This window comes from Verrucosispora sp. WMMA2044, assembly GCF_027497155.1.
Classification (GTDB): Bacteria; Actinomycetota; Actinomycetes; order Mycobacteriales; family Micromonosporaceae; genus Micromonospora; species Micromonospora palythoicola.
This window is the reverse complement of sequence record NZ_CP114913.1, coordinates 3,896,908-3,909,181: the sequence shown is the minus strand read 5'-3', so window position 1 is coordinate 3,909,181 and position 12,274 is coordinate 3,896,908. Positions and strand designations below refer to the sequence as shown.

Annotated in this window: 9 protein-coding genes; 6 read left to right on the top strand and 3 right to left on the bottom strand. The window is 71.1% G+C overall.

The window, feature by feature from the left end; translation table 11 throughout:
• Positions 1-36 precede the first annotated feature (36 nt).
• Entirely contained in the window at positions 37-1,533 is a 1,497-nt protein-coding gene (gene miaB, locus O3597_RS17735; protein WP_164445608.1) for a tRNA (N6-isopentenyl adenosine(37)-C2)-methylthiotransferase MiaB, read from the top strand.
• Positions 1,534-1,628: 95 nt separating this feature from the next.
• Here miaB and O3597_RS17730 read toward each other — a convergent pair whose 3' ends face one another.
• Both O3597_RS17730 and O3597_RS17725 read right to left on the bottom strand, forming a co-directional pair.
• Positions 1,629-3,002, bottom strand: a complete 1,374-nt coding sequence (locus O3597_RS17730; RefSeq protein WP_164445607.1) for a cellulose binding domain-containing protein — start codon at positions 3,000-3,002, stop codon at positions 1,629-1,631.
• 300 nt (positions 3,003-3,302) lie between these two features.
• Positions 3,303-4,511, bottom strand: coding sequence for a DUF349 domain-containing protein (locus O3597_RS17725; protein ID WP_164445606.1), 1,209 nt, complete (start codon positions 4,509-4,511; stop codon positions 3,303-3,305).
• Positions 4,512-4,773: 262 nt separating this feature from the next.
• On the opposite strand from O3597_RS17725, the gene O3597_RS17720 reads away from it, so the two are divergent.
• From O3597_RS17720 to dapF, 3 genes are read left to right on the top strand one after another with little or no spacing between them, the layout of a single operon-like run.
• The gene (locus O3597_RS17720; protein WP_164445605.1) at positions 4,774-5,505 is read left to right on the top strand and encodes a class III extradiol dioxygenase subunit B-like domain-containing protein; all 732 of its coding nucleotides are present in this window, start codon (positions 4,774-4,776) and stop codon (positions 5,503-5,505) included.
• Positions 5,502-6,419 carry a tRNA (adenosine(37)-N6)-dimethylallyltransferase MiaA gene (gene miaA / locus O3597_RS17715; protein ID WP_281601813.1) on the top strand — a complete coding sequence of 306 codons (918 nt, stop codon included), beginning with the start codon at positions 5,502-5,504 and terminating at the stop codon, positions 6,417-6,419. The genes O3597_RS17720 and miaA overlap by 4 nt, the downstream gene beginning before the upstream one ends.
• Positions 6,420-6,426: 7 nt before the next feature.
• The gene (gene dapF, locus O3597_RS17710; protein WP_164445604.1) at positions 6,427-7,269 is read left to right on the top strand and encodes a diaminopimelate epimerase; all 843 of its coding nucleotides are present in this window, start codon (positions 6,427-6,429) and stop codon (positions 7,267-7,269) included.
• Between the two features lie 97 nt (positions 7,270-7,366).
• Here dapF and O3597_RS17705 read toward each other — a convergent pair whose 3' ends face one another.
• On the bottom strand, positions 7,367-8,839 hold the full coding sequence (locus O3597_RS17705) for an NAD-dependent malic enzyme (RefSeq protein WP_281601812.1): 1,473 nt from the start codon (positions 8,837-8,839) through the stop codon (positions 7,367-7,369).
• A gap of 175 nt (positions 8,840-9,014) precedes the next feature.
• On the opposite strand from O3597_RS17705, the gene hflX reads away from it, so the two are divergent.
• Together hflX and O3597_RS17695 are read left to right on the top strand one after the other, a co-directional pair.
• Positions 9,015-10,463 (top strand): GTPase HflX, encoded by a 1,449-nt coding sequence (gene hflX, locus O3597_RS17700; protein WP_281601811.1) that lies wholly within the window; start codon positions 9,015-9,017, stop codon positions 10,461-10,463.
• A 64-nt stretch (positions 10,464-10,527) separates the two neighbouring features.
• Positions 10,528-12,234 carry a hypothetical protein gene (locus tag O3597_RS17695; protein WP_281601810.1) on the top strand — a complete coding sequence of 569 codons (1,707 nt, stop codon included), beginning with the start codon at positions 10,528-10,530 and terminating at the stop codon, positions 12,232-12,234.
• The last annotated feature ends 40 nt before the right edge of the window (positions 12,235-12,274 follow it).

Sequence of the window (12,274 nt, the reverse complement as noted above, 5' to 3'; positions counted from 1 at the left end):
GTCCGATTCCTCGGGCCCAGCTACGCTGTGCACGTCATGACTACCGCAGCGGCGGGCGGCCCGCGCACCTACCAGGTGCGCACCTACGGCTGCCAGATGAACGTGCACGACTCCGAGCGCATTTCCGGCCTGCTGGAGCAGGCGGGTTACGTCCGCGCGGGCGAGGCCGAGGACACCCCCGACGTGGTGGTGTTCAACACCTGCGCGGTCCGCGAGAACGCGGACAACCGGCTCTACGGCAACCTCGGTCACCTGCGTCCGGTCAAGAACCGGCACCCGGGGATGCAGATCGCCGTCGGTGGCTGCCTGGCCCAGAAGGACCGGGGCGACATCGTCCGCCGGGCACCGTGGGTGGACGTGGTCTTCGGTACCCACAACATCGGCTCGCTGCCGGTGCTGCTGGAGCGCGCCCGGCACAACGCCGCCGCCGAGGTGGAGATCCTCGAATCCCTCGACGTCTTCCCCTCGACGCTGCCGACCCGCCGCGAGTCGACCTACGCCGGCTGGGTGTCGATCTCGGTGGGCTGCAACAACACCTGCACCTTCTGCATCGTGCCGTCGCTGCGCGGCCGGGAGAAGGACCGCCGCCCCGGCGACATCCTCAGCGAGGTCCGGGCGCTTGTCGACGAGGGCGTGCTGGAGGTGACCCTGCTCGGGCAGAACGTCAACTCCTACGGCGTCGAGTTCGGCGACCGGTACGCCTTCGGCAAGCTGCTGCGCGCCTGCGGCGAGATCGACGGGCTGGAGCGGGTCCGGTTCACCAGCCCGCACCCGAAGGACTTCACCGACGACGTGATTGCGGCGATGGCCGAGACGCCGAACGTCTGCCCCTCGCTGCACATGCCGTTGCAGTCTGGCTCGGACGACGTGCTGCGCGCGATGCGCCGGTCGTACCGGTCGGAGAAGTACCTGGGGATCATCGAAAAGGTCCGCGCCGCCATGCCCGACGCGGCGATCACCACCGACATCATCGTCGGCTTCCCCGGCGAGACCGAGACCGACTTCGAGCGCACCCTGGACGTGGTCCGCGAGGCGCGGTTCGCCTCCGCGTTCACCTTCCAGTACTCCAAGCGGCCCGGCACCCCGGCCGCGAGCATGGACGGCCAGCTGCCCAAACAGGTCGTGCAGGAGCGGTATGAGCGGCTGATCGCCTGCGTGGAGGAGATCACCTGGGCGGAGAACCGCAAGCTCGTCGGGACGCCGGTCGAGGTGCTGGTCGCCGTCGGTGAGGGCCGCAAGGACGAGCGGACCGGCCGGATGTCGGGCCGGGCCTGCGACGGCCGCCTGGTGCACTTCGACGTGGGGTCGCTGGCGGGTGCGATCCGCCCGGGTGACCTCGTTGAGACCACGGTCACCTACGCTGCTCCGCACCATCTGAACGCCGACGGTCAACCCCTGTCGCACCGGCGGACCAGGGCCGGTGACGCGGTTGAGGCCGGACGGGTGCCGCGTACCGGCGGGGTGTCGCTGGGGCTGCCCACGGTGGGCGTGCCGCCGGCCGCGCCGCCGGCCGAGTCGGCCTGCGTACGCTGACCGAGCGCCGGGTCGAGTTCGGCAGGCGTCTACCGGCGTGAGGCAGGTGTGTTCCCCGGCCACCGGGTGGCCGGGGAACACCGTGAAACCGACGGTTACAGGCCGATCTTGCCGGTGCCTGCGCCGTTGGTGACGACCGACTTGACCTGGCTGGCGCTGGTCAGCGAGTACGAGTACGGGATGCTCGCCACGCTGCCCGACGATTGCGGGCTGCCGGAGTTGACGAAGTGGTTGTTGCGCTGGACCAACGTCCCCGGGCCCGACGCGGCGTACCCGACCAGGGTCGGGTCGTCGACGGACTCGAAGTAGTTGCCCTCGACGAGCACGCCGGCGCCCATGGTCGACGCGACGCCGTAGTCGTTGTTGTAGTAGTAGTTGTTGAACACGTGGACCGGGTTACCGAACCGCACCCGCGGGTGCCGGCTGCCGGAACCGTCGAACCAGTTGTGGTGGTAGGTCACCCGCAGGTGGCCGCGGTCCTGGCTGCTGTTGTTGTCGGAATGCCCGAGCAGCATGGACTTGTCGTGGTTGAACACCCGGTTCCAGGACACCGTGATGTAGTCGGAGCCGCGCTTGATGTCCACCGCGCCGTCGTAGCCGTTGGTGAACGAGTTGTGGTCCACCCAGACGTTGGTGGCCGACTCCTGCACGTTGATGGCGTCGTCGTTCCAGTTGCGGAAGTTGATGTTACGGATGATCACGTTCCGGCTGCCATTGATGTTGAAGCCGCAACCGGAGATCGTGGCCGACGAGCCGACGCCGAGGATGCTCTTGTTGCTGCCCACGCTGAGCATGCCGGAGCAGCTGATCGTGCCGGACACCCGGATAACCGCGGCGCTTGACGAACTGACTGCCGAACGGAGCGCCGACTCGCTGGTGACCGTGGTGGAGGAGGCGTTACCTCCGCCGGTGGTGCCACCGTTCTGGGTGGCCCAGCCGACCAGACCCGTCGGTACCGGGCCGGGTGGCGGAGTGGTCGGTGGCGGAGTGGTCGGTGGTGTGGTGGTGGGTGGCGGCGTGGTTCCGCCGGGGGTGGTTGGCGTGACGCCGCCGGTGCAGGACACGCCGTTGAGGGTGAAGCTCGTCGGGGCCGGGTTGCTGGAGTTGTTCCAGGAGCCGTTGAACCCGAACGAGACGTTCCCGTTGGTGGGGATGTTGCCGTTGTAGGCGACATTGGTGGCGGTCACCTGGCTCCCGCTCTGCGAGATCGTCGCGTTCCAGGGGCTGACGACCTGCTGCCCGGCGCTGTACGACCAGCGCAGGGTCCAGCCGGAGATGGGGTCGCCGAGATTGGTGACGACGACGTTGCCGGTGAAGCCGCCCGGCCACTCGCCGGCGACCGAGTAGTTGACCTGGCAGCCGGCCGCGGCGTGGGCGGTGACGGCGGTGAGTACCCCGGCGGCGAGCAGTGCGGCGGTGGCCGAGGCGGTGGTGGCGAGCAGCGTCGTACGACGCCGTGCGGTGCGCATGGTCGCTTCCTCTCGGAGAGGGTGCGCAGGGATGGTCGGCTCGATCCGCGTTTGCCCGGTGCCCAGACGGGCGTGCCGGTCGGGCCGTCCCTGCCAATGGACTTACCAATTGCTGACTGCGCTGTACGGATGGCTCCCGTGCCGTGCCCATAGGTAAGCGCTTTCCTCAGCGAACCACAGACGGTCGTCGATGTAAAGGGTGTGCCGCCCGAACGCGCTTCGTCTGGTCGTCAAGTACCGGCGGGACGGACACAACGGAGCCCCCGCCTCAAAGGGCGGGGGCTCGGTAGCCGACGCGACTCAGCTCGACTGTTCAGCCAGCTTGAGGAACTGGCGCTTGGACTCCAGCGCCTGTTCGGCCTCCTTAATCCGTCGGGTGTCACCCGCGGCCTGCGCCCGGGCCAGCCGCTCCTCTGCCTCCGCGACCTGCGAACGCATCTGGGCCAGCAGCGGATTGTCCTCCCGGCTGGTGCGCCGCCAGGCCGAGTCCATCACCTCGCGGACCTTCTCGTCGATTGCGCGCAGCCGGCGCTCCAGCCCGGCTGCCGCCTCGCGCGGCACCCGACCGGCCTCGTGCCACTGCGCCTGGATCTCCCGCAGCTTCGCTTGGGCGCCCTTCGGGTCGCCGTCGATGTCGAGCGCCTCGGCCTCGGCGAGCAGTGCCTGCTTGCGCTCCAGGTTGGCGCGCTGCTCGTTGTCCCGGGCGGAGAAAACCTCGCTACGCCGGCTGAAGAAGGCGTCCTGGGCGGCCCGGAACCGTTCCCAGAGCTTCTGCTCGGCCTCCTTCGAGGCGCGCGGCGCGGCCTTCCACTGCGTCATCAGGTTCTTGAGGTGGTTGGCCGTCGCCGCCCAGTCGGTCGATTCGGCGACCTTCTCGGCCTCGGCGACCAGCTCCTCCTTGACCGTCTGCGCCTGCTTGCGCTGCGCGTCGAGGGAGGCGAAGTGGGCACCTCGGCGGCGGGTGAAGCCGTCCCGGGCGGCGGCGAACCGCTTCCACAACTCGCCATCGGTCTTTTTGTCGACCCCCCGGATGGTCTTCCACTCGTCGAGGATCTCCTTGAGCCGGTCACCGGCGGTCTTCCAACCGGTCGACTCGGCAGCCAGCTTCTCGGCCTCCTCCACCAGGGCGGTCTTGCGGGCGAGCGCCTCGACGCGGGCGGCCTCCTTCGCCGCCCGGGCCTCACCGGCCTTCTCCTCGGCAACGGTGGCGAGCTTGTCGAGCCGGGTCGCCAGGGCGTCGATGTCGCCGACGACGTGAGCCTCGGGGAGGGAAGCACGGATCCGTCGGATGGTGGCGAGCGAATGGTTGGCGTCCGCCGCACCGGAGTTGAGCCGTGCTTCGGTCAGATCCACCTCGGTCACCAGGTCGGCGAAGCGGCGTGCGAAGTGTGCCAGCCCTTCCTCCGGTGCTCCCGCCTGCCAGGATCCGACCACCCGCTCGCCCTCGGCGGTCTTGACGTAAACGGTGCCGTCCGCGTCCACCCGTCCGAAGGCAGTCCAGTCGCTCATGTGCCCATCCTCGTTCTCCCGGCACCAGGGAGCAGTCTCCCGGGCGCCGCCACGGCGCAGCCAAGTTTCTCCGGGCATTGTCACAGGTGCGCCCCGGTCCGCGTCGAGCGCCTATCGCCGACCGTGACCATACGGTGTCCTAGGGCCTGTCTGGGCCATCCGACCGGCGTGCCGCTTTCGACCGTACGGTGTACGTGCGGCGCGGTCGTCCTTCCCGGCGGCACGCGGCCACGCTGCCGAAGCGGACCGCTACGGTTGCCTGGTGCCACTGGTCGCCGCCGCCGTCTGCCCCCACCCGCCGCTGCTCATCCCCGAGATCGCCGGTGCCGCGGCGCCCGAGCTGGACGACCTGCGCGCCGCCTGTGACGCCGCCGTCGCCCGCCTGCTCGACTCGGAAGCGCGGACCGTCCTGGTGATCGGGGCCGGCGACCGCGGAGCCGACCTCGACTCTCCGTTCCGGGGCAGCTTCGCGCCGTGGGGGGTGCCGCTTGAGGTACGCCTCGGCGACCACCCCGACGGATTGGTGGGCACCGACCATCTACCGCTCAGCCTGCTGGTCGGCGCGTGGCTGCTCGGCCGGCGACCGTCGGCCAGGAACCGGGGCATGGACTGGCGGATGACGACGGTCGGGGCCGCCGACCCGGTCGATACCTGCGCCGACCTCGGTGCCCGGCTCGGCTCGGACCAGCCGTGGGCGCTGCTGGTGATGGGGGACGGTTCGGCCTGCCGGGGCGAGAAGGCGCCCGGCTACGCCGATCCGCGCGCCGAGGCGTACGACGAGACGGTCGCGCGAGCCCTGGCCGACGCGGACGGCGACGCCCTGCTCGGCCTGGATCCCGGCCTGTCGACGCAGCTCAAGGTCGCGGGACGGGCGCCCTGGCAGGTGCTCGCCGGTGCCGCACGAGCGGCGGGTGATCGCTGGCGTGGCGAGCTGCGTTACCACGCCGCGCCCTACGGGGTGGGCTACCTCGTGGCGAACTGGCAGCGGCCGTGACCGCCCCGAGCACCGTGGTCGCCGTCGTCGGGCCGACGGCGGCCGGCAAGTCGGCGCTGAGCATCGCGCTGGCGCACGCGCTCGACGGTGAGGTGGTCAACGCCGACTCGATGCAGCTCTACCGGGGCATGGACATTGGCACGGCCAAGCTCACCGTCGCCGAACGTGACGGCGTACCACATCACCTGCTCGACATCTGGGAGGTCACCGAACCGGCCAGCGTGGCGGAGTACCAGCGGCTGGCCCGGGCGGCGGTCGACGACATCCTCGCCCGGGGCCGGGTGCCACTGCTGGTCGGTGGGTCCGGGCTCTACGTGCGGGCGGTGCTGGAACAGTTCGAGTTCCCCGGCACCGATCCGGCAGTGCGCCAACGCCTGGAAGGCGAGTTGGCCGCGCTCGGGCCGGTGCCGCTGTACGCGCGACTGCGCGACGCCGACCCGGTCGCGGCGGCCGGCATCCTGCCCGGCAACGGCCGGCGCATCGTGCGCGCGCTGGAGGTGATCGAGCTGACCGGTAAGCCGTTCACCGCGGCGTTGCCCGAGCCGACGCCCTACTACCCGGCGGTGCAGCTCGGCGTGGACCTGGACACCGCGCTGCTCGACGAGCGGATCGCGACGCGGGTCGACCGGATGTGGGCCGACGGGCTGGTCGCGGAGACCCGGAGACTGGTCGAGCGCGGCCTGCCGCAGGGGCTTACCGCGAGCCGGGCGCTCGGCTACCAGCAGGTGCTGCGTTTCCTGGGTGGGGAGCTGACCGAGACCGAGGCGTACGACGAGACGGTCCGGGCCACCCGTCGCTTCGTCCGCCGCCAGCGCTCCTGGTTCCGGCGCGATCCTCGGGTGCACTGGCTCGACTCGGCCGACCCGGGGCTGATCGGGGCCGCGATGCGGATCCTCGGTGAGGCTGCGCAATGATGGGAGCGTGGAGTTCACCAAGGGGCACGGCACCGGCAACGACTTCGTGATCCTGCCCGACCCGGACGGCGCGCTCGACCTGACGCCCGAACTGGTGGCGGCGATCTGCGACCGGCGGCGTGGTCTCGGCGGGGACGGCGTGCTGCGGGTGGTCCGCGCCGCGAAGCACGCCGACGGCGCAGCCCTGGCCGGCGAGGCCGAGTGGTTCATGGACTACTGGAACTCCGACGGCTCCTTCGCCGAGATGTGCGGCAACGGTGCCCGGGTCTTCGTCCGGTACCTGCTGGCGAACGGGCTGGCCGTACCGTCTGGCGACGCACTGCCGGTGGCGACCCGGGCCGGCGTGGTGCGGGCACGGGTCGAGGGCGACACCATCGCCGTCGAGATGCAAAGACCTCAGCTGTACGGCGCCTCCGCCGCCGCCCTGGGCGGACTGACCCTGCCCGGCACCGCGGTGGACGTCGGCAATCCCCACCTGGTCTGCCCGGTACCCGCCGGGCTGGACCTGGCCGGACTGGACCTGACCCGCGCCCCCGACATCGACCCGGCGGTCTTCCCCGCCGGGGTGAACGTCGAGTTCACCACCGTCGGTGGACCGGTCCCCGGCGTCGACGCACACGTGCTGATGCGCGTCCACGAGCGTGGCTCCGCCGAGACCCTGTCCTGCGGCACCGGTGCCTGCGCGGTCGCCGCGGTGGCCCTGCGCGACGCCGACCAGGAGACCGGGACTGTCGCCGTAGACGTCCCAGGCGGCCGCCTAACCGTGACCGTCACCCCCGACTCCTGCTGGCTCTCCGGCCCCGCCCTCCTCGTCGCCACCGGCGAACTAACCTTCCCACCCCTGACCTGACCTGACCTGCGTTGATCATGAGGTTAGCGGCGGTTCCTGAGATCGAACTTGCCGTCAACCTCATGATCAACATGGGCTGTTGGGGTCGGGAGGTCCGTCAGGGGGTGGCGGAGGCGGAGGCGGCGATCTCGGGGAGGTCGGCCGGGCCGGGGTCGGCGGCGGGGGGTGGGGTGACGGTGGGGTTCTGGGCGGCGGCGCGGACGGCGGCGGCGACCGCCGGGGCCACCCGGGAGTCGAAGACGCTGGGCACGATTACCGTCGGGTTGATCTTCTCCTCGCCGACCACGTCGGCGATGGCCCGGGCAGCGGCGATCGCCATCTCCTCGGTGAACTCCTCGGCGTGCGCGTCGAGCATGCCACGGAAGACGCCGGGGAAGGCGAGCACGTTGTTGATCTGATTCGGCTGGTCGGAGCGGCCGGTGGCGACGACCGCGGCGTGCTTGCGCGCCTCCCGTGGGTCGACCTCCGGGTCCGGGTTCGCCAACGCGAACACGATCGCGTCCTTCGCCATGGTGGCGATGTCGTCGCCGGTGAGCAGGTTCGGGGCGCTCACCCCGATGAAGACGTCGGCACCGGCCAGCGCACCGGGCAGGTCACCCGAGTAGCCGCCGGCGTTGGTGTTCTCGGCCAGCCACCGCCAGGCCGGATTGAGGTCGGCCTGGCCACGGTGCAGGGCACCCTGCCGGTCGTACGCGATGATGTCGCCGACGCCCTGGCGCAGCAGCAGCTTCATGATCGCGGTGCCGGCGGCGCCCGCGCCGGAAACCACCACCCGGACGTCCGTGAGCTGCTTGCCCACGACGCGCAGCGCGTTGGTCAGCGCGGCCAGCACGCAGATCGCGGTGCCGTGCTGATCGTCGTGGAAGACCGGGATGTCCAACGCCTCGCGCAACCGGGCCTCGATCTCGAAGCACCGCGGCGCGGCGATGTCCTCCAGGTTGATCCCGCCGTACGCGGGCGCGATCGCCTTGACGATGGTGACGATCTCGTCGGTGTCCTGCGTGTCCAGCACCACCGGCCAGGCGTCCACCCCGCCGAAGCGCTTGAACAGCGCCGCCTTGCCCTCCATCACCGGCAGCGACGCGGCGGGACCGAGGTTGCCCAGCCCCAGCACGGCCGAGCCGTCACTGACCACCGCCACCGTGTTGCGCTTGATGGTCAGCCGGCGGGCGTCGGCGGGGTTGTCCGCGATCGCCTGGCACACCCGGGCCACCCCGGGGGTGTACGCCCGCGACAGCTCGTCCCGGTTGCGCAGCGCGACCTTCGGACTCACCTCGATCTTGCCGCCCAGGTGCAGCAGGAAGGTGCGGTCGGAAACCTTGCGGACGTCCACGCCGTCGAGCGCGCTGAGCGCGTCGACCACCTGGTCGGCGTGACCGGCGTCGGCGGTGTCGCAGGTCAGGTCGACGATCACGTTCGTCGGATCGGAGTCGACCACGTCCAGCGCGGTGACGATCGCCCCGGCCTCACCCACCGACGTGGTGAGCCGGCCGATCGAGGAGGCGTCGGCGGGCACGGCGATCCGGATCGTGATCGAGAATCCGGCACTGGGCAGTCGGGTCGTGGCCACGCAGGTCCCTCCGTCGGCGCTGAACGGCTCGTCCGCATTTCTACTCGCCCGCCCCCGGCCGCCGGCATCCGCCCCCGCTCCCGCCGGTCCACAGGTGGGCATATACCAGGTGCACCGGGCGTTGACACATGTCAGGATTACTCAGTACGTGCACAGAACGGACAGGAGAGATCGCTTGCGAGACCAGGAGACCTACGTTTCCATCCCCGACGACGAGCTCGACACCACCACCGGCGAGTACGAGCTCTCCGAACGGCAGGCGCTACGACGGGTCCCCGGTCTCTCCACCGAGCTGACCGACGTCACCGAGGTCGAATACCGACAGCTCCGGCTGGAGCGGGTGGTGCTGGTGGGCGTCTGGACCGAGGGCACCCTCCTCGACGCGGAGAACTCCCTCACCGAGCTGGCCGCGCTGGCGGAGACCGCCGGCTCGCAGGTGCTCGAAGGGCTCATCCAGCGACGCAACCGCCCCGACCCGGCGACCTACATCGGTCGCGGCAAGGTCGACGACCTCAGCTCGGTGGTGCTGTCCGCCGGCGCCGACACGGTGATCTGCGACGGGGAGCTGTCCCCGTCCCAACTGCGCAACCTGGAGCAGCGCACCAAGGTCAAGGTGGTCGACCGCACCGCGCTGATCCTCGACATCTTCGCCCAGCACGCCAAGAGCAAGGAAGGCCGGGCGCAGGTCGAGCTGGCCCAACTGGAATACCTCCTGCCACGGCTGCGCGGCTGGGGCGAGACGCTGTCCCGGCAGACCGGTGGGTCTGGTCGGGGTGGCGGTGCCGGCGGTGGCGTCGGCGTCCGTGGCCCAGGTGAGACCAAGCTGGAGACCGACCGGCGGCGCATCCGCCACCGCATCGCCCGGCTCCGCCGGGAGATCAAGGCCATGCGGACGGTACGCGAGACCAAGCGCGCCCGCCGCACCCGCAACGCGGTGCCCGCGGTGGCGATCGCCGGCTACACCAACGCTGGCAAGTCCAGCCTGCTGAATCGCCTGACCGGGGCGGGCGTGCTGGTGGAGGACGCCCTGTTCGCCACGCTCGACCCGACCACCCGCCGGTCCACCACGTCCGACGGACGGGTTTACACCCTCAGCGACACCGTCGGCTTCGTCCGGCACCTGCCGCACCAGATCGTCGAGGCGTTCCGGTCGACGCTGGAGGAGGTCGCCGAGGCGGATCTGGTCGTGCACGTGGTCGACGGCGCCCACCCCGACCCGGAGGAGCAGGTCCGGGCCGTCCGCGAGGTGCTCGGCGAGGTCGGTGCCGATCGGCTGCCCGAGCTGCTGGTGGTCAACAAGATTGACGCGGCCGACGAGGAGACCCTGCTCCGGCTCAAGCGGCTCTGGCCCGAGGCGGTCTTCGTCTCCGCGCACAGCGGCCGCGGCATCGACGACCTGCGCGAGACGATCGAGCGGCGGCTGCCCCGCCCGGCGGTCGAGATGCGCGTGGTGCTGCCGTACGACCGGGGTGACCTGGTGGCCCGGCTGCACCGGCAGGGCGAGGTGCTCAGCACCGCCCACCTGCCCGAAGGGACGATGCTGCACGTCCGGGTCAACGAGGCACTCGCGGCCGAACTGGTCCCGTACCATGACACGGCGCAGGCGGCCCGTGTCGCGCGGTGATCGCCTGCGGTGATCGGGCTGCCGCGTCACCCGGCGGAAACCTGCGGCATGCGACACTTCTTTCATGCTCCGCACTGTTTCCTCCGTCACGGTTGCCCTTGGCCTGGCCGGGGTCACCGTGGCGGTCACCGGTGCCGCGCTCGCCGCGCCCGGCTCGACCCCCGCCAAGGCAGCGTCTTCCCTGGTGGCGGCCCCTCCGGCCGCCGTGGCGGGACCGCCGGTCACCGCGGCGGGCAAGAAGCAGTGCTCGGTCACCGACTCGCGACTGCGTGAGCTGTCCGGCCTGGTGGCGACCAAGAACGGCTACATCGTCGTCAACGACAGCACCGAGCAGGACGACCGCAAACGGGTCTTCTACCTCAACAAGGACTGCCAGGTCGTCCGCGACGTGCCCTACTCGGGGGCGGGGCCGTTCGACACCGAGGATCTCGCGGTCGCCCCGGACGGAAAGACGCTGTGGATCGCCGACACCGGCGACAACGTGACAAGCCGCGAACGCCGTGAGCGGGTGGCGGTCTGGAGCATGCCGATCGGCGGTGGCAGCCAGCCGAAGCTGCACCGGCTGTCGTACCCGGACGGCAAGCCGCGCGATGCCGAGGCGCTGCTGATCGGCGACGACAAACTACCGCTGATCATCACCAAGGTCACCGCCGGCAAGGCCGAGATCTTCACCCCGGACGGGCCGCTCAAGACCGGTGACACCGAGCCCGTGCCGATGAAGAAGCTCGGCGACATCGAACTGCCCAGAACGGACACCGAGAACCCGCTGAGCACCTTCGGGCGCGTTGCGATCACCGGTGCCGCCCGATCCCTGGACGGCTCACGGGTGGTGCTGCGCACCTACGCCGACGCCTTCGAGTACGACGTCGCCAACGGCGACATCGTCACCGCCCTCACCACGACCACTCCCCGGGTCACCGCCCTGGCCGACCCGTTCGGCGAGGCGATCTCCTACTCGACCGACGGCAAGACGTTCCTGACCGTCTCCGACGCCGGTCACCTGGAGGACGAGGACCCCGTCAACATCCTCAGCTACACCCCCTCCACCGAGGGGCCGAAAGATCTGGCGAACGATCCCGACGCGGCGCAGAAGTCGGGTCAGTCGTTCCTCGACGGCCTGACCCCGACCGACATCATGTACCTGATCGCCGCGGTGGGCGTGCTCGGAGCCCTGCTGGTCGGCGCGGGCATCTTCGGCATCCTGCGCGCCCGCAAGCGCCCGGCACCGGCCGGTCGCAACCGCGGCGACGACGACGTGGACGCCGCGAAGCGCAAGGGCGACGGATTCGGCTCGGCCCAGGACCGGGGCCGGGGCGGGGTGTACGGCGGGGCAGCGGCCGGTGGCGTATACGGCGGATCTCCGGCCGGCGGTGCAGGCCCGGGCGGCGTCTACGGTGGCGGCAATGGCCGACCGGCCGCCGGCAACGGTGCTCGCCCGGGGCAGGGCGGCGGAGGCGTCTACGGCGGCGGTGGAGCCCGGCCCGGTGGTGAGGGCGCTCCCGTCTACGGTGGGCGGCCGGGCGGTGGTCGACCGTCCGGCGGCGGTGGACGCCCGGGCGGCGGTGTCTACGGCGGCGGTGCCCGTGGCGGCGGGCAGCCCGGTGCCGGTGGGCAGCCCGGTGCCGGTGGGCGAGCGGAGCCGCCCCGACGTGGCGGCCCGGCCGAGCCCGACTACCGGGGGCGGCGGTCCGGGCGTTACCGGGAGGACGACGGCGAACCGTATGGTCAGGTGCGCGGCGGCCACTACGGCTACCGGGGCGACCGGTACTGATGTGACGGCCGGGTACCGAGCGTGGGTCGGTACCCGGTCA

Excerpts from the sequence above, each read along its gene's own strand:
- O3597_RS17695 (WP_281601810.1), top strand. The coding sequence starts at position 10,528 with ATGCTCCGCACTGTTTCCTCCGTCACGGTTGCCCTTGGCCTGGCCGGG.
- O3597_RS17725 (WP_164445606.1), bottom strand. The coding sequence starts at position 4,511 with ATGAGCGACTGGACTGCCTTCGGACGGGTGGACGCGGACGGCACCGTT.
- miaB (WP_164445608.1), top strand. The coding sequence starts at position 37 with ATGACTACCGCAGCGGCGGGCGGCCCGCGCACCTACCAGGTGCGCACC.
- O3597_RS17730 (WP_164445607.1), bottom strand. The coding sequence starts at position 3,002 with ATGCGCACCGCACGGCGTCGTACGACGCTGCTCGCCACCACCGCCTCG.